Annotated in this window: 15 protein-coding genes and 1 tRNA gene; 11 read left to right on the forward strand and 5 right to left on the reverse strand. The window is 71.4% G+C overall.

Annotated features, from left to right (window positions below; genetic code table 11):
- Positions 1-47 precede the first annotated feature (47 nt).
- Positions 48-821: a PspA/IM30 family protein gene (locus IFT89_RS12785; RefSeq protein WP_064295284.1), complete on the reverse strand. Its 774-nt coding sequence runs from the start codon at positions 819-821 to the stop codon at positions 48-50.
- A 74-nt stretch (positions 822-895) separates the two neighbouring features.
- On the reverse strand, positions 896-2968 hold the full coding sequence (locus IFT89_RS12790; RefSeq protein WP_202939140.1) for a TPM domain-containing protein: 2073 nt from the start codon (positions 2966-2968) through the stop codon (positions 896-898).
- 277 nt (positions 2969-3245) lie between these two features.
- Here IFT89_RS12790 and IFT89_RS12795 point away from each other — a divergent pair, with 277 nt between their 5' ends.
- Both IFT89_RS12795 and IFT89_RS12800 read left to right on the forward strand, forming a co-directional pair.
- Entirely contained in the window at positions 3246-3992 is a 747-nt protein-coding gene (locus tag IFT89_RS12795) for a gamma-glutamyl-gamma-aminobutyrate hydrolase family protein (RefSeq protein ID WP_124769603.1), read from the forward strand.
- A 185-nt stretch (positions 3993-4177) separates the two neighbouring features.
- Complete coding sequence (locus IFT89_RS12800) at positions 4178-5008, forward strand: DUF3097 domain-containing protein (RefSeq protein WP_124769602.1); 831 nt, start codon at positions 4178-4180, stop codon at positions 5006-5008.
- A 224-nt stretch (positions 5009-5232) separates the two neighbouring features.
- Here IFT89_RS12800 and IFT89_RS12805 read toward each other — a convergent pair whose 3' ends face one another.
- Positions 5233-6567, reverse strand: coding sequence for an aminotransferase class III-fold pyridoxal phosphate-dependent enzyme (locus IFT89_RS12805; protein ID WP_371416574.1), 1335 nt, complete (start codon positions 6565-6567; stop codon positions 5233-5235).
- A gap of 159 nt (positions 6568-6726) precedes the next feature.
- Here IFT89_RS12805 and IFT89_RS12810 point away from each other — a divergent pair, with 159 nt between their 5' ends.
- Together IFT89_RS12810 and IFT89_RS12815 are read left to right on the forward strand one after the other, a co-directional pair.
- Positions 6727-10731, forward strand: a complete 4005-nt coding sequence (locus IFT89_RS12810; protein ID WP_202939141.1) for a Pls/PosA family non-ribosomal peptide synthetase — start codon at positions 6727-6729, stop codon at positions 10729-10731.
- Positions 10731-12065, forward strand: a complete 1335-nt coding sequence (locus IFT89_RS12815) for a M1 family metallopeptidase (protein ID WP_202939142.1) — start codon at positions 10731-10733, stop codon at positions 12063-12065. The genes IFT89_RS12810 and IFT89_RS12815 overlap by 1 nt, the downstream gene beginning before the upstream one ends.
- Positions 12066-12071: 6 nt before the next feature.
- On the opposite strand, the gene IFT89_RS12820 is transcribed toward IFT89_RS12815, so the two are convergent.
- Together IFT89_RS12820 and IFT89_RS12825 are read right to left on the reverse strand one after the other, a co-directional pair.
- Positions 12072-12740, reverse strand: coding sequence for a 4'-phosphopantetheinyl transferase family protein (locus IFT89_RS12820; RefSeq protein WP_202939143.1), 669 nt, complete (start codon positions 12738-12740; stop codon positions 12072-12074).
- Positions 12741-12795: 55 nt separating this feature from the next.
- Positions 12796-12870 (reverse strand) — tRNA-Arg (locus IFT89_RS12825).
- Between the two features lie 90 nt (positions 12871-12960).
- Between IFT89_RS12825 and IFT89_RS12830 the strand changes: the two genes are divergently transcribed.
- The 7 genes from IFT89_RS12830 to IFT89_RS12860 all read left to right on the forward strand — a co-directional run.
- Entirely contained in the window at positions 12961-13794 is an 834-nt protein-coding gene (locus IFT89_RS12830; RefSeq protein ID WP_086473968.1) for a transglutaminase-like domain-containing protein, read from the forward strand.
- Positions 13795-13854: 60 nt separating this feature from the next.
- Positions 13855-15525, forward strand: coding sequence for an arginine--tRNA ligase (locus tag IFT89_RS12835; RefSeq protein WP_064295369.1), 1671 nt, complete (start codon positions 13855-13857; stop codon positions 15523-15525).
- 103 nt (positions 15526-15628) lie between these two features.
- Positions 15629-16396, forward strand: coding sequence for an LmeA family phospholipid-binding protein (locus IFT89_RS12840; protein WP_202939144.1), 768 nt, complete (start codon positions 15629-15631; stop codon positions 16394-16396).
- Positions 16397-16719: 323 nt separating this feature from the next.
- Positions 16720-18126, forward strand: coding sequence for a diaminopimelate decarboxylase (gene lysA, locus IFT89_RS12845; protein WP_202939145.1), 1407 nt, complete (start codon positions 16720-16722; stop codon positions 18124-18126).
- Positions 18123-19442 carry a homoserine dehydrogenase gene (locus IFT89_RS12850; RefSeq protein ID WP_079002763.1) on the forward strand — a complete coding sequence of 440 codons (1320 nt, stop codon included), beginning with the start codon at positions 18123-18125 and terminating at the stop codon, positions 19440-19442. Before lysA ends, IFT89_RS12850 begins: the two co-directional genes overlap by 4 nt.
- Positions 19443-19507: 65 nt before the next feature.
- Positions 19508-20464 carry a homoserine kinase gene (thrB, locus tag IFT89_RS12855; protein WP_071262436.1) on the forward strand — a complete coding sequence of 319 codons (957 nt, stop codon included), beginning with the start codon at positions 19508-19510 and terminating at the stop codon, positions 20462-20464.
- A 232-nt stretch (positions 20465-20696) separates the two neighbouring features.
- A partial coding sequence (locus IFT89_RS12860) for a Rho termination factor N-terminal domain-containing protein (protein ID WP_202939146.1) occupies positions 20697-21095 on the forward strand: 399 nt, incomplete at its 3' end.

Raw genomic sequence — 21095 nt, forward strand, 5'->3', positions numbered from 1 at the left:
GAGGGCGACGGGCCCTCGGGAGGTCCCGGGGGCCCGTCGGATCGGCACTACTGGCCGGCGTTCGGCGTGTACTCGGGGCCGGAGGACTCGATCGCGGGAGACGCGGAACCGCCGCCCTTCAGCGCGGCGAGGCGGGCCTCGACCTCGGTCAGCTCGCCGAGGTCCTCGAGGTCGTTGAACTGCGCGTCGAGACTCGACGCGGCGAGCTCCTGCTGGCCGAGCACCTTCGCCTCCTCGCGGCGGATCTTGTCCTCGTAGCGGCTCAGGTCGCTCGTCGGGTCCATGATGTCGATGCTGCCGACCGCATCCGCGACCTTGCGCTGGGCCTCCGCGGTCTTGGCCCGGGCGACGAGCTCGCTGCGCTTCGTCTTCAGCTGCTCGAGCTTCGTCTTCATGCCGTTGAGGCCGTTCTTCAGCTGCTCGACGACCTTCGTCTGCGAGGCCAGCTGCGGCTCGGCCTGCTTGGCCTCGTTCTCGGCGCCGATCTGGCGCTGGAGCGCGATCTTCGCGAGGTTGTCGAACTTGTCGGCGTCCGCGGCGTTGCCCGCCTGACGGTATTCGTCGGCCTTGCGACTCGCGGCCAGAGCCTTGGTGCCCCACTCGGAGGCCGCCTCGACGTCCTGCTGGTGGTCCTGCTCGAGAAGCCGGAGGTTGCCGATCGTCTCGGCGATCGCGCTCTCGGCGTCGGCGATCGAGTTCGTGTAGTCCCGGACCATCTGGTCGAGCATCTTCTGCGGGTCCTCGGCGGAGTCGAGCAGCGCGTTGATGTTGGCCTTGGTCAGCTGGGCGATGCGTCCGAAGATGGACTGCTTCTCTGCCATGGTGTGGTTCCTCTCTCGTGTCCTGCTGGGTCGTGTCGGTCGGTGTCTGGTGATGATGTGGGTGGTGCCGCGGATCAGAAGCGACCGCCACCGCGTCGGGAACGGGTGCCGCCGCCACCGAAGCTGCCGGCGCTGCGTGGGCGACCGGAGCCACCGCCGAACATGCCGCCGCTCGATCCTCCGCCGCCGAACATGCCGCCGCCGGAACGGGACCCGCCGCCGCCGAGGACGGAGTTGATCAGGATGCCGCCGAGGACGGCACCGAGCATCCCGTTGCCGCCCTGCTGCCCCTGGCCGCCGCCGAACATGCCGTCGAGTCCGCCCGCCGACTGGCTCTGGAACTGCCCGAGGTCGGCCTGGGCGAGCTGCACCGCTTGACTCGCGAGCGAGTTGGAGCGCTGGGCGAGGGAGAGCGCCTGCGTCGGGTCGTTGGCGGCGAGGCCCTGGGCCTGCACGAGGGTGCGGCCGGCTTCGGCGAGGCGCGTCCGGGCCTCCGGGCCGACGGCTCCGCGCCGCGAGACGATGAAGTCCTCTGCAGCCGACACCTGCGCGCCCGCCGTCTGCAGGGTCTGTCCGAGGGCGGCTGCGGCGCGCTGTCGCTGCTCCGCCGCGGTGCGCACCCCTTGGAGAGCACCGTCGATCTGCGTGTTCGCCGCATCCAGGCGGGCGAGGAGGGCGATCGGGTTGTTCGGTGCGCCGAGCGCGCCGCGAACCTGGGAGACCGTCGCGGTGGTGCTCGCGACCGCCGCGGCGAGGGTGCCGGTCGGGTCCGGTTGGCCGCCAGCCGCGGCGACGTCTCCGTCCAATTCGGCCAGTCGGGCGGCGAGGTGCTGCTCGGCGGTCGTCAGGTCGGCCTGCAGCCGCTTCACGGCCCCGGTGAGCTGGGTGGCCTGGTCGAGCGCTTCCTCGGCGGCTCGGATGCCGACGGCGGCCTCGCCCGAGTCTCCGGCGGCGAGCCGTGCAGCTGCGTCCGAGATCGCCGCGGTGGCGAAGGCGAGACGCTCCGTCGCCTGCGCCGGGTTGTCGATCACGGTGATGAGGGCGTCGGGGCTGTAGCGCGTCTGCAGGGCGCGCACCGCGTCTTGCGCGGCCGTCACCGTCGGTCCGGCCGCGGCCGCCCTGGCTCGCAGCTCCTCGACCGCGGCGGGTGCGTTCTTCTCGAGCGCGCGGAGCTCGTCGAAGGAGGCTGCTTGTTCATCGAGCACGTGGTTCGCGTGCTCGCAGAGCCGGATGATCTGGAGGTTCCAGTCGCGCTGTTGCTGCTCGGTGTCCGGCTCGGCGTCGTCGAGCCGCTGCTTGAGCGCGAAGGCGTGTGCGAGGTCGTCCTTCGCTCCGGCGAGGGCGGCGGTGAACGCGGCCGTGGCCGGTTCGCCGTAGGAGGCGGTGGCGAAGCCGAGCTCCTCCTCGCTCGTCCGGACGGCGTCGTCGGTCTGGACGAGCGCACTGCCGGCGAGTCGTTCGAGCTCGGGGATCGGGGCGGTGGTCAGCGGGTCGACCGGTGCCCCCTGCTGGCCCGCGGTCACCGCGCCGTCGCCGTTCGCAGCGCGGCGCCGGCGGAGGAAGACGACCAGGAGAATGACGGCCACGACGGCGACGACCACGATCAGCAGGATGGTCAACCAACCGGCCGAGCCCCCTGAGCCGCCACCGGTGCCTCCGATCGACCCGCCGCCGACGGCGGCGCCCAGGCCTTCGGCGGCAGCGACGCCGGCACCGGCCCAGTCGTCGTCGCGCAGCTGCGGCAGGATGCGCTGCTGCTCGATCTCGGTCAGCTGATCGCCGCTCACCGGTCCGCTGGAGTCGCCGGAGAGGTAGTAGGCGCGGTCCTCGGTCGCCACGGCCAGCAGATACTGGTTCGGTCCGAGATTGTTGTCCTTCGCGGTCTGGTTCGCCCAGGACTCGGCGTCACTCGGGTCGGTGAAGGTAGGTACGTAGACCACCCAGAGGTCGACGCCGTGATCCGCGGCCAGGTCGTCGACGGCCGTCGTGACCTCGGTGACCTCACCGCTGCTGAGGACACCCGCGCTGTCGCTCACGCGCCCGGCCCCGAGCTGCACCGGGCTCTCCGCCCAGGCGGCGGTGGCTCCCGCTCCGAGGAGCACGGCCACGCAGAACGCCCAGATCGATACCGCCCAGCGAACCCGCATCGGCCACCTCGTCACTCGTTCGGACCCTGGAGCCCCACCCCGCGGCTCGGTTCCGAGTCTAGGTCCGGGCCCTCGACATCTCTACAGCGGGCTCCCAGCGAGCGCACCGAACCAGAGCTGTGCTATACGGCGGTGACGGGGCTTCGCCGACACCGACCGTGACGCTGTCACCGACCGTGACGGACTCTGTTACCGACCATGACGCGGCCACTCGCGCGAGGGCATCTGCCCGGCGAGACTGGTCGAGTCACCTCACGGAACCCCTGGAAGGAGCATCATGCAAGGACACGTCTCACCCATGCTGGCGCTCGTCGAGGTCACCAGGTTCCGTGAGGACGACCAGGCGTACCACGAGTACGTGCAGATCCTCGTCGGACGGACCATCGCCGCTGCCGAACGGGCCGGCTGGCGCGTGACCCGGTTGGCCGCGCACGACCTCGGCACCGAAGCACTCCTCGCCTCGACCGACGGGGCCTCCGCCGTCGTCATCATGGGTGGAGCCGACATCGATCCCGCCCAGTACGGCGGCACCACCGGCTACCGCGCCGAAGGCCAGCACTTCCCCGAGGCCGACCGCGCCCAGCTCGCGGTCGCCCGTCGCGCCGCCGAGCGGGGCACACCGCTGCTCGGGATCTGCCGCGGTCACCAGATCATCAACGTCGCCCTCGGTGGGACGCTCGTGCAGGACCTCGGTGAGCACAGCGCCCACCGCAACGAGGGTGTCCCGGTCGATGAGAGCATGACCCCGCACGAGGTCGAGCTCGACCCCTCGAGTGCCCTCGCATTCCGACTCGGTGCCCGTCACCTCCAGGTGCAGAGCGCCCACCACCAGTCGGTCGGCGAGCTCGGCGAGGGCCTGCGTGCCGTCGCCTGGGCCTCCGACGGCACCGTCGAGGCGATCGAGCACCGCACCCTGCCGATCACCGGCGTGCAATGGCACCCGGAGGACCCCGGCACCGTGGACGACCAGCTCGGGCTCCTGCTCGGCGGTCTCGCCCGCGAGGCTGAGCGCGCCGCAGCCTAGTCGGGGCGTGTCTCCGCACCGGGCGGCTTCGCATGCCAGGAGGCCCTCCCGCTGCAGGCGACCCACCGCTCGACCTGTCCCCGACTCAGGACGGCGTCGGCGTGTCGAGCCTGGATTGCGGCGTGTCGGCCGCGCCACGCCGGGGCCGTCCTGAGAAAGGACGGAGGGTTGGTTAGCGTTGACGGGTGTTCGAAGACAGGTACGGTCAGGACGTCCTCGCGGGGGACTGGCGGAAGAAGAACCGCGTGGTGGCCCGTGAGGTCGAGGCGGTGACCGACCTCGTGGTCGAGGAACTCGGCGGCTTCTGCGGCGCGATCACGCGCGTCGAGGCGAAGACGGTCGAGCTCGAGGACTACCGCGGCAAGCGACGCGTGTTCCCCATGGGGGCGGGGTTCCTCCTCGAGGGTGAACCCGTCGTCCTCGTCGTGCCGAAGCGCGCACCGACGGGGCGGGCGCGCACCGCCTCCGGCTCCTTCGCGGTGGAGACGACCGCTCGGGTGGCTCGCGCGAGCCGGATCTTCGTCGAGGGTCGCCACGACGCGGAACTCGTCGAGCGGGTCTGGGGCGACGACCTCCGCGTGGAGGGCGTCGTCGTCGAGTACCTCGCGGGCGTCGACCACCTCGACGCCGCGCTCGCCGAGTTCCGGCCGGGCCCCGACCGTCGTGTCGGCGTCCTCGTCGACCATCTGGTCCCCGGTTCCAAGGAGCAGCGGATCGCCGACGCCGTCATGGCCGGACCGAACGGCCGCAACGTCCTCATCGTCGGGCACCCGTACGTCGACGTCTGGCAGGCCGTGAAGCCCGCCAGGGTCGGCCTGCGCGAGTGGCCGACCGTCCCTCGCTCCATCGAGTGGAAGAAGGGCATCTGCCAGGCGTTCGGCTGGCCGCACGACTCGCAGGCCGACATCGCCCGTGCCTGGAAGCGCATCCTCGGTCAGGTCCGGACCTTCAACGACCTCGAGCCGGAGCTCCTCGGTCGCGTCGAGCAGCTCATCGACTTCGTCACCGTCGACTGAGCCGCCCGCCGGTTGCGCCAGCGCGGTGCGCTGACGTCACCGCGGGGCACCGCCGCGAGCGCGACCCTCCGGAGACCCGCGCTCACGCGCCCGGGCCGCGCTCGCGCCGATTCGGGTGGGTTCGCGTCAGCGCACCGCGCTCGCGGAAGGGTACGGCGGCCGCAGACCCGCGCTCGCGTCAGCGCACCGCGCTGAGATCTCACCAGCGGAGGCGACCGCTGCCGCTAGGAGGAGACCTGACCCAGGGCGTCCTCGAGGACGGACACCGCGTCGCGGAGGAGCTCGTCGGACATGACCGCGCTCGGGAGGAGTCGCAGCACTGAGTCCCAGGAACCGGCGTCGAGCACGAGCACGCCCTGGGCGATCGCCGCGTCGATGACGGTCTGCAGTGCCGTGGGATGCGGCTGCTTCGTGCCGGGGACGACCAACTCGACGCCGGCCATCGCACCGATGATCCGGACTTCGCCGACGATGTCGAACCGCTCGGCCCAGTCACCCATGAGCGATCGCAGGGTCGCCTCCACGCGACGTGCCTCGCCCAGCAGGTCCTCGCGCTCGATGACCTCGAACGTCGCGAGCGCGGCCGCCGTGGACACCGGGTTGCCGCCGAAGGTGCCGCCGATGCCACCGGGCTGGACGGCGTCCATGATCTCGGCGCGCCCGGTCACGGCCGACAGCGGGAAGCCGCCGGCGATGCCCTTGGCACTCGTGATGAGATCGGGCACGACACCGTGGTGCTCGATCGAGTACCAGGCGCCGGTGCGGCCGATGCCGGCCTGGATCTCGTCGGCGACGAACACGATCCCGTTCTCGGTGCACCACTCGCTGATGCGCGCGAAGTAGCCGGGCGCGGGGATGACGATGCCGCCGTCGCCGAGGACCGGTTCGGCGAAGAACGCGGCGACCTCACTCGCACCGATGTGCCGCTCGATGTAGTCGATCGTCACCTCGGCAGCCGCCGGTCCGTCGAGTCCGTCGCGGAAGGGGTAGGAGAGCGGGACGCTGTAGATCTCACCCGGGAACGGGCCGAACCCGAGGCGCTCGGGCGCAGGCCGGTAGGTCATCGCCATCGTCAGGTTCGTGCGTCCGTGGAAGGCGTGGTCGAGGGCGACGATCGCGCGACGTCCGGTGTACTTCTTCGCGATCTTCACCGCGTTCTCGACGGCCTCGGCACCGGAGTTCAGGAGGATCGAGCGCTTCTCGAAGTCGCCCGGCGTGATCTCGGACAGCTTCTCCGCGACGCGCAGGTAGTTCTCGTACGGCGTCACGGTGAAGAGCGTGTGCGTGAGCTTCGTCGCCTGCTCGGCTGCTGCCGCGGCGACGTCGGGGTTGGCGTGCCCGATGGTCGTCACGCCGATGCCCGTTCCGAGGTCGATGATGTGGTTGCCGTCGACATCCACGAGGATGCCGCCGGAGCCGTGGTCCATCCACACCGGCGCGAGGTTGCCGGCACCGCGCGACACAGCGCGGCGGCGCCGTTCCGTGAGGGCGAGCGATCGGGGGCCGGGGATGGCGGTCACGAGCTGGCGTTCCTGGGGCACGGAGTAGTCGATGGTCATGCAGGCCATGGTAGGCGCGCGTCCTCCGAGGATGCCGGGGGCCGACGGAGCGTCGCCGACGATTCCACGACATCTGGCGGTTGACTGGTGTTCACCAACCGTCCATGCGCGCTGCCTACCGTTGGCGGCGCTGAACAGCCGGACGACAGGGGATCGCGTATGGACGCCGACACCAGCACCGCCCTCCTCATCGAGCGGCAGCCCGCGCTGCTCGGTGGCGTGCGTGCACCGGCCGAACGCACCCTCCTCGACGTCCTCCGTGACGTCGCCGAGTCGCATCCTGAGGCCTCGGCGATCGAGGACGCGGAGGGGGCGCTCAGCTACCGCGAGCTCGTCCTCAGTGCCGAGCGGGTCGCGGCCGGGCTGTTCGCCGCCGGGGTCCGCCGCGGTGACCGGGTCGGTGTCCGGATCGCCTCGGGCACCCGCGACCTCTACCTCGGGATCCTCGGGATCCTGTTCACCGGAGCGGCCTACGTGCCCGTCGACGCCGACGACCCGGAGGAGCGGGCACGACTCGTGTTCGGTGAGGCGGCCGTCGTCGGCGTCCTGGTCGACGGCGGTGTCTTCGAGCGTTCGCGCCGAGGCACGGAGGACCCGGCCGATGACGGCGCCGATCCCGACCCGGTGCAACTCGCGACGGGCGCCGCACCCCACCCGGGCACCCGGGCGATCCCGGTCCTCGAACCACCGCGACTCGACGACGACTCCTGGATCATCTTCACCTCCGGCTCGACGGGCACGCCGAAGGGCGTCGCCGTCTCGCACCGCTCTGCCGCCGCGTTCGTCGACGCCGAGGCGCGGATCTTCCTCCAGGCGGAACCCCTCGGCCCCGGTGATCGTGTGCTGGCCGGCCTGTCCGTCGCCTTCGACGCGTCCTGCGAGGAGATGTGGCTCGCCTGGGGACACGGCGCGTGCCTGGTCCCGGCGCCGCGCTCGCTCGTCCGCAGCGGCATGGACCTCGGACCCTGGCTCACCGCGAAGGGCATCACCGTGGTGTCGACGGTGCCCACGTTGGCGGCGATGTGGCCCGCCGAATCCCTCGAGAACATCCGCATGCTCATCTTCGGCGGCGAGGCCTGCCCGCCGGAGCTCGCCGCCCGGCTGGCCGTGGACGGTCGCGAAGTCTGGAACACCTACGGACCCACCGAGGCCACCGTCGTCGCCTGCGCCGCGCTGTTGACCGGCGAGCAGCCCGTGCGCATCGGACTGCCACTCGACGGCTGGGACCTCGCCGTGGTCGACGCCGAGGGCATCCCGGTCGAGGAGGGCGGCGTCGGTGAGCTCATCATCGGCGGCGTCGGACTCGCCCGGTACCTCGACCCCGTCAAGGACGCCGAACGGTATGCGCCCATGCCGAGCATCGGGTGGTCGCGGGCGTACCGGAGCGGCGACCTCGTCCGCTACGAGGCCGCAGGACTCGTGTTCCAGGGGCGCGCGGACGATCAGGTGAAGATCGGCGGTCGGCGCGTGGAACTCGGGGAGATCGAGGCCGCCCTGCAGGCGCTGCCGGGCGTCTCGGGTGCGGCAGCAGCCGTCCAGCGCACCGCCGCCGGGAACGCCGTCCTCGTGGGGTACCTCGCGGTGCCCGACCGCGACGGGTTCTCCGTCGAGCGGGCGCTCGACACCCTCCGTGAGCAGCTCCCGGCACCGCTCGTCCCGCTCCTCGCGGTCGTCGGCGAGCTGCCCACCCGCACCTCCGGCAAGGTCGACCGGGCCGCGCTGCCGTGGCCGCTCGACGCCGCCGACGGGGAGGACGCCTCGACCCTGTCGGGCACCGCCGCGTGGCTCGCCGAGCAGTGGACGGCCGTCCTCGGGGTCCGGGTCACGGCCGAGAGCGACAACTTCTTCAGCCTGGGCGGCGGGAGCCTTGCGGCCGCGCAGCTCGTCTCGCTCATCCGCACCCGCGATGCCGAGTTCACGGTCGCCGACATCTACGGCCACCCCCGACTCGGCGCGATGGCAGCCGAACTCGACGGCCGACGCCCCGAGCGTCGCAGTCGGGCGGCCGTCGCGGACCCCGTGCTCCCGACGCCGCTCGCGACCCAGTGGGCGCAGACCCTCCTGGGTGTCCCGCTCCTCATCCTCGTCGGACTCCGGTGGCTCGTGTACCTCCTCGCCGGCAGTCGGGTCCTCGGCCTCGTCGCGGACGTCCCGTACCTCCCCATGGTCTCCTGGTGGTGGATCGCCCTCGGGTTCCTCGTGGTCATCACCCCGATCGGACGCATGGCGATCTCCGTCGTCGCGGCGAAGCTCCTCCTCGTCGGCGTCCGCCCGGGCGACTACCCGCGCGGCGGCTCGGTCCATGTGCGACTCTGGCTCGCCGAACGCGTCGCCGACACGGTCGGCGCGGTGAGTCTCGCCGGAGCCCCGTGGATCTCGAGCTACGCCAGGGCGCTCGGCGCGAAGATCGGTGCCGACGCGGACCTCCACAGCGTGCCGCCGGTCACCGGGTTCCTCACCGTCGGGGCGCGCGCATCGATCGAGCCCGAGGTCGACCTCCGCGGCTACTGGGTCGACGGCGACACGCTCCGGCTCGGCCACGTCCACATCGGCGCCGAGAGCACGGTGGGCGCTCGCAGCACCCTGCTCGCCGGCACCCGGATCGGCAAGCGTGCGGAGATCGCGCCGGGATCGTCCGTCTTCGGCCGCGTCCCCTCCGGACACCTGTGGTCGGGGTCGCCCGCCGTCCGCGTCGGCAAGGCGAAACCGGTGTGGCCGACCGAACGACCCCCGCGTCGCCGACGCTGGCTGTTCGCGTACGGCGCGGGATCGGCGCTGCTGTCGGTGCTGCCGTTCCTCGCCTTCGTGCTGGCGGCGGCGGTCGTGGCGGCGGGCGCGTCGGGCGCGACCAGCCTGCTCGAGTTCTCCTGGCGCGCGCTCCTCTGGGTGCCCGTCGCCACCCTCGTGTGGTTCGTCGTCCTGGCGATCAGCACGATCGGCCTCGTCAGGCTGCTCGGCCTCGGTCTCAGCGAGGGCTACTTCCCGGTGCGCAGTCGGGTCGGTTGGCAGGTGTGGGCGACGGAGCGGCTCCTGGACGCCGCGCGCACCCTCCTCTTCCCCCTGTACGCGAGCCTCTTCACGCCCGTCTGGCTCCGCCTGCTCGGGGCGAAGGTCGGGCGCAACGTGGAGGCGTCGACGGTCCTCCTCCTCCCGCGGATGACGACCGTCGGCGACGGTGCGTTCCTCGCGGACGACACGATGGTGGCCTCCTACGAGCTCGGTGGCGGGTGGATGCGGATCGCCGGTGCGTCCGTCGGCAAGCGCGCCTTCCTCGGCAACTCCGGCATGGCGGGCCCCGGCATGCACGTTCCGAAGAACGGGCTCGTCGCCGTGCTGTCGGCCGCACCGCGGAAGGCCAAGTCCGGCTCGTCCTGGCTCGGGAGCCCACCGATGCGACTCCGGCGGCAGGTGTCCGACGCCGATCTCGACCGGACCTACGACCCGCCGCTCCGGCTCCGGATCGCCCGCGCACTGTGGGAACTCTGCCGCATCGTCCCCGTCATGGTGACGACCGGCATCGCGCTCCTGGTGCTCCTCGCGCTCGCCTGGTTCGCCGACACCTGGGGTCTCGGTGTCGCGATCGCCGTCAGCGGTGCCGTGCTCCTGGCCGCCGGCGCGGTCGCGGCGGGGATCACGACCGTCGCCAAATGGGTGATCGTCGGCCCGATCCGCACGGGGGAGCACCCGCTCTGGTCCTCCTTCATCTGGCGCAACGAGGTGTCCGACACCTTCGTCGAGATGGTCGCGGCGCCCTGGTTCGCGGCACCCGCGACCGGCACCCCCGCCCTCACCTGGTGGTTGCGCTCGCTCGGAGCCCGCATCGGTCGTGGGGTCTGGTGCGAGAGCTACTGGCTGCCGGAGGCCGACCTCGTCCGACTCGGCGACGGCGCGACGGTCAACCGGGGCTGCGTTGTGCAAACGCACCTGTTCCATGATCGAATCATGAGTATGGATCAGGTCGAACTCGCATCGGGCGCCACGCTCGGGCCGCACAGCGTCATCCTCCCCGGAGCGCGGATCGACGACGACGCGACGGTCGGACCGGCCTCGCTCGTCATGCGCGGCGAACGCGTCCCCGCGGGCACCCGGTGGAGCGGCAACCCGATCGGCCCGTGGCGCGAGGTGACGACGGCGGAGTACCGGGAGCCCCAGGTCGCGTCCTGATGGGGGAGGCTCTCGCCCGTCTGCGGAGCGCAGGCGACCCCTACACGCCCTCCAGCGGGAACCGTGGCTACCGCGTCGTCCGGTACGAGCTGGAGCTCGACTACGACGTCGACCGCAACGCCCTGTCCGGGACGGCTCGACTCACCGCCGTCGCGACGGAGGAGCTCACGCGGTTCTCGCTCGACCTCGCCGCGCTGCGCGTCACCCGTTGCCAGGTCGACGGGGTCGAGGCGAAGCGGACGCACAGCTCGGGCAAGCTCACGCTGACGCCCCGGAACACCATCGCGGACGGCGCCGAGTTCTCCGTGCTCGTCCGGTACTCGGGTGCGCCCCGTCCCGTGCGCAGCCCCTGGGGCGAGATCGGCTGGGAGGAACTCGAGGACGGCGTCATCGTGGCGTCCCAGCCGTGCGGCGCATCGAGTTGGTTCCCCTGCAACGACCACCCCTCGGACAAGTCGTCCTACCGGATCAGTGTCACGGCGTCGTCGGCGTACACGGTCGTCGCCCCCGGGGAGCTGGTGTCGCGGGTCGCCCGCGCGAGCCGGACCACGTGGGTCTACGAGCAGCCTGAACCGATGGCCGCCTACCTCGCGACGGTGCAGATCGGCCGGTACCAGCGGCTCGCCGTCAGCGCTCGGGTCGCGACCAGCACGGTGCCGGTCGTCGCGCACCTGCCGCGCGACCTCACCGCGCGGTTCCGACACGACTTCGCCGACCAGGTCGACATGCTGGCGTGCTTCGAGCGCGCCTTCGGGCCCTACCCCTTCGGCAGCTACGGCGTCGTCGTCACGGACGATGTGCTGGAGATCCCCCTCGAGGCGCAGGGGATGAGCGTGTTCGGCCGCAACCACGTCGACGGCGTCAGCGGTTCGGAGCGGTTGATCGCGCACGAGCTCGCCCACCAGTGGTTCGGGAACAGCCTGACGATCGCCACCTGGCGGGACATCTGGTTGCACGAGGGCTTCGCCTGCTACGCCGAGTGGCTGTGGTCGGAGGAGTCGGGCGCTGAGACGGCCGACGCCTGTGCTCGGGCGCACTACGCGGCGCTCCGACGGGCACCGCAGGACCTCGTCGTCGGCGACCCGGGACCCGCGGACATGTTCGACGACCGGGTCTACAAGCGGGGCGCGATCGCCCTGCACGCCGTGCGTCGACTGCTCGGCGACGAGGCGTTCTTCGACCTCCTGCGTGACTGGGTGGCGTCCTTCCGGCACTCGAGCGTGTCGACGGACGACTTCATCCGGACGGCCGATCGACATGCGCCGGCACCGGTCGAGCCGCTCCTCGACGCGTGGCTCTTCCAGGAGGCGCTCCCGTCGTTCCCCGTCGGCTGAACCGGGTCAGGGGAGCAGGAGGGCCGTCGCGACGACGAATCCCGGCACGGGCTCCGGGTGGTCGACGACGAAGCGGTGGCCCGCGGTCTCGGTGACGTGTGGTGCGACACCTGGCCCGAGGTCGATCGTCGCGGGATCGGTCGTGAGGCCCGTACCGAGGGCCTTCGTCACGGCCTCCTTCGCCGTCCAACGCTCGGCGAGCGCCCGGAGGCGTCGTCGGTCCGGCAGTCGCTGCCACTGCTCCCGTTCCGCGGGGGTGAGGGCGACGTCCTCGACGCCGGCGAACCGGGCCGCGTCGAGCCGTTCGACGTCGACACCGACGGGGTGCTCGATCGACACCGCCACAGCGGAGGCGTCGGCGGTGTGGGAGACGCTCACGTGGACGGTCCGGTCTCCGAAGCGCACCCGTGGTCGTCCGTGCGCGAGACCGCAGTCCGGGCAGACCGCCGTGACCTCGATCCGCTCGGGGCCGGTGCCGATCGTCTCCGCGACGGTCCGCACGAGCAGTGCGCGACCGAACAGGAACCGACGGGCCACGGTCTCGGACGAGGTGTCGAGGCGGTCACGGGCGGACGCGTCCAGCCGGGCGGCCGTGCCGGCGAGGTCGAGCTCAGCGGCGCTGGCCCAGCGCAGGAAGCGGACCGTCGGCTGCGGGAGGGGATCGGCTCGGTGCATGGCCCCCGCGTCCCGGAGTCGGAGCGATGCGAAGCAGGACCTCGCGAGATGGTGATGGTGCCCTCGACTGGATTCGAACCAGCGACTTCTTCCTCCGGAGGGAAGCGCTCTTCCGCTGAGCTACGAAGGCGGAACGTGTCCAAGCTACCAGAGTCGGGAGCCACGCCGGTACCGGAGGCGTGCGGGATCGGCGTCCCCGGTCGCGTGGGACAATGAGGTCATGCAGCGCACCCTGACCGCGTCGCTCGATCTGCGGGTGCACGATCGAGCCGACCTCATCTTCTCCATCGCTGCAGCCGGCGGCACCCCGCTGGCGAGCGAGCGACTGCAGGTGCACTCCTCGGACGGCCCGTGCGCCGTCACCGAGATCGTGGGTCCGGACGATACACGACTCCACCGGGTCATCGCCGAGCCCGGCCGGTTGCAGGTCGACTACGAGGCGGTGGTCGTCGGGCAGGCCGTGCCGCGTCCCGTGGACGCCTTGGAGACCGTGACCTACCTCCGTCCCAGCCGGTACTGCGAGTCGGACGCGCTGTTCTCGCTCGCGCGTTCCGAGCTCGGCTACCTGCTCGAGCACCGTCGCCTGCACGAGGACGGCACGGTGTCCGGCGGTCTGCAGGTGCTGCCGTGGGTGGCGGCCTGGGTCGGACGACACCTCTCCTACGTCTCCGGCTCCACGACCGTGTCGGACAGTGCGGTGTCGACCCTGGCCGCGGGCCGTGGCGTGTGCCGGGACTTCGCGCACCTGACCATCGCGATGCTACGGGCGCTCGACATCCCGGCCCGGTACGCCGCGGTCTACGCCCCGGGTCTCGTCCCCATGGACTTCCACGCGGTGGCCGAGGGCTTCGTCGACGGCGCCTGGCACGTGGTCGACGCGACGGGCCTGGCACCGCGTCAGTCGCTCGTCCGCATCGCCACCGGACGCGACGCCGCGGACGTGGCCTGGTTGAGCAACCATCACGGCAACGTGACCGTCGAGGACATGCGGATCGACGCCCTGATCGACGTCCTGCCCGCCGACGACCCGGCGCAGGCGGTCGTGCTCGCCTGACGGTCGCCCCCGAGGCCCACCGTGTCGCCGGTGCGACGCGCCCGGGTAGAATCGCTCCTCGTGACTCCTGAAGACCTCGCCTCCGCCCTGCACGCCATCGTCGTTCCGATCGTCGAACGACGACGCGAGGCGGCGGGCATCACCGACGAGGTCGCGGTGTCGGTCGACGACGTGGTGCTGGAGCGTCCGAAGAACCGCGATCACGGCGACTGGGCCTGCAATATCGCGATGAAGCTCGCGAAGCGCGTGGGGGCGAACCCGCGCGAGCTCGCGCAGGAGTTCGCCGACGCGCTCGTGCAGGTCGACGGTGTCGCCTCGGTCGAGGTAGCCGGCCCCGGGTTCATCAACGTGCGCCTCGACGCCGCTGCCGCGGGTGCGCTCGCGAAGGTGATCGTCGACGCCGGCGACGCGTTCGGCCGCAACGACAGCCTCGCCGGTCAGACCATCAACATCGAGTTCGTCTCGGCCAACCCGACCGGCCCGCTGCACATCGGCCACACGCGCTGGGCCGCGCTCGGCGACTCCCTGGCTCGCGTGCTGAGCGCGTCCGGTGCGACGCTCGTCAGCGAGTACTACATCAACGACGCCGGCAACCAGATGGACACCTTCGCGGACTCGATCCTCGCCGCGGCCAAGGGTGAGCCGACGCCTGAGGGCGGCTATCCCGGGGCGTACATCGGCGACCTCGCGAAGACCGTGCTGGCCGAGATCCCCGACCTCCTCGAGCGTCCGGACGCCCGTGAGGTCGCGCGGGAACGCGCCTACGCCCTGCAGCTCGGTGAGATCCGCGCGTCCCTCGAGCGCTTCAACGTCCACTTCGACGTCTGGTTCAGCGAGCGCACGCTGCACGCGACGGGCGAGGACGGCACGAGCCTCATCGACCAGGCCGTGGACCGGTTGCGCGAGCAGGGGCACGTGTTCGACGAGGAGGGCGCCGTCTGGGTGCGCACGACGGACTTCGGCGACGACAAGAACCGCGTCATCCGTCGCTCCAACGGTGTCTACACCTACTTCGCCGCCGACGCCGCGTACTACCTGAACAAGGGCGACCGCGGCTTCCAGCACAAGATCTACCTGCTCGGCGCCGACCACCACGGCTACGTCCACCGGCTGAAGGCCCTCGCGGGTGCGGCCGGAGACGACCCGGACCGCGACATCGAGGTGCTCATCGGGCAGCTCGTCAGCGTGAACGGCGCCCGACTCTCCAAGCGCGCCGGCAACATCATCGAGCTGGACGACCTGCAGGCCTGGATCGGGACGGACGCCCTGCGGTACTCGCTCGGTCGCTACCCGGCCGATTCACCGTTGGCCCTCGACCCGGAGCAGCTCCGCAGCCGGACGAACGACAACCCCGTGTTCTACGTCCAGTACGCGCACGCCCGCACGAACTCGGTGGCGCGCAACGCCGCCTCGGCCGGGGTCGACCGCAGCGCCTTCGCACCGGAGCTGCTCGTCCACGAGACGGAGTCGGCGCTCCTCGGCGTCCTCCAGGAGTTCCCGCGGATCGTCGCGCAGGCCGCACAGCTGCGGGAGCCGCACCGCGTCGCCCGGCACCTGGAGGAGACCGCGAGCCTGTACCACAAGTGGTACGACAGCTGCCGGGTCGTCCCGATGGGGGAGGAGCCGGTCACCGACCTGCACCGCACGCGCCTCTGGCTGAACGACGCGACCGGCACCGTCATCCGCAACGGGCTGGCGCTCCTCGGCGTCTCCGCGCCGGAGCGCATGTAGCTCCGCCACAGCAGGAGATCCGCGCGAGCGCAGGACGGTTCCTCGGGAGCGGTCCTGCGCTCGCGCCGTCCTCCTGCCGGCGACGGTTCGCTACCCTCGGAACATGAGTGAGCAGCAACCGTCGGGCAAGCGCAGGCGTCCGTGGCTTCCGATCGTCATCGTCGTCGGGGTGCTCGTCGTCCTGGTCGGCGCCTTCCTGATCGCCGACACGATCGTGCGCGGCGTCGCCGAGGAGCGCGTCGCGACGCAGATCGAGCAGAGCCTGCCCGACAACGTCGACGCGGACGTCGCCGTGTCGATCGGCGGTGCCTCGGTCATCGCCCAGTACCTCACCGGAACGTTCGAGCACGTCGACCTGCGTGCACCGGACGCGAGCGTCGACGGCATCCCGCTGGACCTCCGCGTCAGTGCCGACCGGGTCCCCCTCGACCCAGAGCAGACCATCGGTCGGGTGGTGGCGACCATCAGGATCGATGCTGCCGGAGCGGCGGACCTCGCCAAGACGGCCGGGCTCCCGGGAACGCTCACCCTGGGCGACGACGAGATCGGGTACGCGGGTGAGGCGACCGTCCTCGGGTTCACGATCCCGTACGACTTCTCCGTGGCGCCGACCACCACGGCCGACCGCGTGAACCTCATGCCGACGTCCGTGAACGTCGACACCGGCCTCCTCGGTGTGATCGACCTTCGGGCGCTCGTGACCGGCTTCCTGCAGGGCGACCCGCCGAGCATCTGCGTCGCCCAGTACCTGCCGGAGGGGGTCGACCTGGATGGACTCGCGGTGACCCCGGAGGCGGCGACCGCCACCCTGACCTCGACGATGCTCCGCCTCGACGAGGCGTCGCTGCAGACGCTCGGCAGCTGCGACTGACGCTCCTCCCTCCACCCGGCGGCGGAGGGGCGCGGGCCACCCGACGTCACGATGCTGCACGGGCACGCGCGTCTCGCTAGACTTTCCACACACCCACTGCTCCGACCGGGCGGTGAGGTGTGCCGTCGGGCCCTCGGGCCCGTGTTCCACCTCAGTCGTTCCAACCGAGCGACGATGGATGCGGACGACCGGGATCACCAACCACCGGGCCGTGCGCATCCACCTTCTTCGGTGCTCTACAAATCGGTGCTTCAGGGGCCAAACCGGGTCCGCTCGCCCAACGAGAACCTCCTTTTCCGCTCAACAGGACTCAGGACACCCCCGTGGCCAGAAACCCCCTCGCCCCCGACTGGCTCGCCGAGCCCGTCGATCCGAACGCGCTCGATCCGGCCGTGTGGCCGGCGTCGGCCGCCCGCGACACCGACGGCCTCCTGCAGCTCGGCGGCGTCGACGTCCGCACGCTCCAGGAGCGCTTCGGCACGCCGCTCTACGTCGTCGACGAGGACGACGCGCGGGCCCGCGCCCGCACGCTGAGGGAGGCGTTCGAGCGCGAGGCGACGGCGCGCGGCACGAGTGTCGCCGTCTACTACGCGGGGAAGGCGTTCCTCTCGGTCGAGGTCGCGCGGTGGATGACCGCGGAGGGCCTCCGCATCGACATCTGCAGCGGCGGAGAACTCGCCGTCGCGCTCGCCGCCGGAACCGACCCGGCCCAGCTGGGCTTCCACGGCAACAACAAGTCGGTCGCGGAGATCGAGCGAGCCGTGGGCGTCGGGATCGGCGCCATCGTGCTCGACAGCCTCACCGAGATCGACCGCGTCGCCGCGGCGGCCGAGCGCGCCGGCCGGGTCCAGTCGGTGCGCCTGCGCGTGAACAGCGGCGTCCACGCCCACACGCACGAGTACCTCGCGACCGCCCACGAGGACCAGAAGTTCGGCCTGCCGCTCGCGGACGCCGCCGACGCCGTCGCGCGCATCCGGTCGCACGCCTCGCTCTACTTCCTCGGACTCCACTGCCACATCGGCTCGCAGATCTTCGGGTCCGACGGGTTCGCCGAATCCGCCGCCCGCCTGCTCGCCGTCCATGCCCGCCTACTCGAGGGCGGCCCCGTGCCCGAGCTCAACCTCGGTGGCGGCTTCGGCATCGCCTACACCAGCGCCGACGACCCGACGCCGATCGAGCAGCTCGCGGCGGACATCCTCGCCGGTGTCCAGGCTGCGGCAGACCTCCACGGCGTCCGGATCCCGAAGCTCGCCTTCGAACCGGGACGTGCGATCATCGGCGGCGCCGGCATCACGCTCTACGAGGTCGGCACGATCAAGGACGTCATGGTCGCCTGGAACGACGAGGGCGAGACGGCCGTCCGACGTTACGTCAGCGTCGACGGCGGGATGAGCGACAACGCCCGGCCGTCGCTGTACGGCGCGGACTACGCGGTCCGGATCGCCGATCGCGTGAGCGAAGCGTCCCCTGCGCTCGTCCGGATTGCCGGCAAGCACTGCGAGTCGGGCGACATCGTCGTGAACGCCGACTACCTGCCGGCGGACGTCCGCGACGGCGACCTCCTGGCCGTCCCCGCGACCGGGGCCTACTGCTGGTCCCTCGCGAGCAACTACAACTACCTCGGTCGCCCGGCCGTCGTCGCCGTGTCGGGTGGCGCGGCCCGCGTCATCGTGCGCGGCGAGACCGAGCACGACCTCCTCAGCCGCGATGCGGGATTGGACACGGAATGATCGAATACCGCGGACTGAAGGTCGCCCTCTTGGGCGCCGGATCGGTGGGCTCGCAGGTGGCGCGTCTGCTGCTCGAGCACGCCGACGAACTGGCGTCCCGCGCCGGAGCGAGCCTCGAGCTCATCGGCATCGCCGTGCGCGACGTCGACGCACCTCGCGATGTCGACCTGCCGAAGGAGCTGTACACGACCGATGCCGAGCAGCTCATCCTGAGCGCCGACATCGTGATCGAACTCATCGGCGGCATCGAGCCCGCGCGCAGTCACATCCTGCAGGCCATCAACGCCGGTGCCGACATCGTCACCGCCAACAAGGCGCTGCTCGCGACCCACGGCCCGGAACTGTTCGACGCCGCTGAGCAGGTCGGCGCCCAGCTGTACTACGAGGCGGCCGTCGCCGCGGCGATCCCGATCATCCGACCCCTGCGGGAGAGCCTCGCGGGCGACCGCATCAACCGGGTGCTCGGCATCGTCAACGGCAGCACGAACTACATGCTCGACCGGATGGACCGCTTCGGCGACACGATGGAGGACGCGGCAGCCGTCGCGAGCGAGCTCGGGTACCTCGAGGCCGACCCGACCCTCGACGTCGAGGGCTACGATGCGGCGCAGAAGGCGACCATCCTGGCGAGTCTCGCCTTCCACACCACCGTCCCCGTCGAGGCCGTCCACCGTGAAGGCATCACCGGCATCACGAAGGCGCAGGTCGACCTCGCCCGCAGCGAGGGCTACGTCATCAAGCTGCTGGCGATCGCCGAGCGGATCGTCGACGAGACCACCGGCGAGGAGGGCCTGTCCGCCCGCGTCTACCCGGCACTCATCGGTCGGGAGCACCCACTGGCCGCCGTACACGGCGGCAACAACGCGGTCTTCGTGGAGGCCGAGAACGCCGGGAGCCTGATGTTCTACGGCGCCGGCGCCGGTGGCAAGGAGACCGCCTCCGCGGTGCTCGGCGACCTCGTCTCGGCGGCCCGTCGTCACGTCGCCGGCGGCCCCGGTGTCGGCGAGTCCACGCACGCCGACCTGCCGGTCCTCGAGATCGGCCGCGTCACGACGCGATACCAGGTCACCCTCGAGGTGGCGGACGAACCCGGCGTGCTCGCCGCGGTCGCGGGGATCCTCAGCGACGGCGGCGTCTCGGTCGAGACCTTCCAGCAGTCCGTGGCCTCCTCGGACGGGACGCTGTCGACCGCTACCCTGGTCATCGGCACCCACCGGGCGCTCGAATCGGCCCTCGCGGCCACCGTCGAGCAGCTCGCCTCGAACGCCCACGTCGAGCGGGTCGTGTCCGTGCTCCGGGTCGAAGGAGCCGAGTAGGTGCCGAACCGCACGACCACCGACCGCGTCGCTCGCCGACCTCTCACCAGATTGCAGGCATCCCTATGAGTCACACCGAACCGCTTGCGATCGGACGCACCGTCACCGTGAAGGTGCCGGCGACCACCGCCAACCTCGGACCCGGCTTCGACACGCTCGGTCTGGCGCTCGCCCTGTACGACGAGCTGACCGTCACGGTCCGCGAGGAGCCGGGCGTGTTCGTGGAGGTCATCGGCGTCGGTGCCGGCGAGGTGCCGACCGACGCGTCGAACCTCGTGATCACCGCGATCGCCCACGCCCTGCGTGCCTACGGCCACGACCTCCCCGGTCTCGACGTCGTCGCGCGGAACGTCATCCCGCACGGCCGCGGCCTCGGTTCCTCGGGCGCCGCGATCGTCTCCGGCATCATGGCGGCGAAGGGGCTCCTCGAGGGTCGGGTCGAGCTCGGACCGGACGACCTCCTCCGGCTCGCGACGGAGATGGAGGGTCACCCCGACAACGTCGCTCCGGCGCTGTTCGGCGGCCTGACGATCGCGTGGACGACGGACGACGGCCCGCAGCACAAGAAGCTCATCGTGCACCGCGGGGTCTCGCCGCTCGTGCTCGTCCCCGAGCACACGATGTCCACGGAACTCGCCCGCAGCCTGCAGCCTGCCAACGTGCCACACGCCGACGCGGCGTTCAACGTCTCGCGTTCGGCGCTCCTCGTCGCCGCGCTCACGCAGAGCCCCGAGCTCCTGCTCGCAGCCACCGAGGACCGGCTCCACCAGAGCTACCGCGCCGCCGCGATGCCCGAGACGAACACCCTCATCACGCTGCTGCGTGAGCACGGCTTCGCCGCCGTCGTGTCCGGCGCCGGCCCGTCGATCCTCGTCCTCGCGGACGATCCCGGACGACGCCTCGAAGCCACCGCGCTGGTCGCCGAGCACGCCACCACCCCGTGGCAGTCGCTCATGCTCGCGGTCGACTTCAAGGGTGCTACAGTGGGAGGGCACCCGGCCCACCCCGCCTCTTCGGCGTAACCGGCTTCCGGGGCAATTCCGCACAATCATCGCTTTCGCACCAATTGATCGCGTCTGTTCGGGTCCCACCGTGTTTCCATCCTGCTGAGCAGCGCTCCGCCGGGTCGTCGCACCGGGCTATCCGCACAGGCTCTGCGTCGTGTGAACATCACCCACCCGCCGCACAGGATTCCGGTGCGATCGCCGCCTGCGCGAGACAGCTCTGTCTCGACGCAAGGGAAGGAAGACACACGTGACAGACGTCAACGAAGGCGCCTCAGGCGTCTCGCTGGATGCCGACCCGAAGACGCTCAAGGTCGCCGACCTGCAGCGTCTCGCCGCCGCTCTCGGAGTGGCCGGAGCCTCGAAGCTCCGCAAGGGCGAGCTGGTCGAAGCCATCCAGACCATCCAGAACAGCACCGACACCGACACCGACGCCGCGGCCACCGAGACCGCCGACGTCATCGAGTCGGTCTCCGCGCTCGAAGTCGCGCCGGAGGCACCGGTGCAGTCCAAGCTGCCCGAGCTCGACCTCGCGCTCGACCAGGCCTTCGGTGCCGAGAAGGCGGCCCCGCCGGCGCGACGCAAGTCCCGCCGGGCCACGACGGCCACCGTCGCCCCGAACGCGACCCCGATCGTCGGCGCCCCCGTC

This window comes from Plantibacter sp. CFBP 13570 (genome assembly GCF_014841395.1).
In the GTDB taxonomy this organism is placed as follows: domain Bacteria; phylum Actinomycetota; class Actinomycetes; order Actinomycetales; family Microbacteriaceae; genus Plantibacter; species Plantibacter auratus.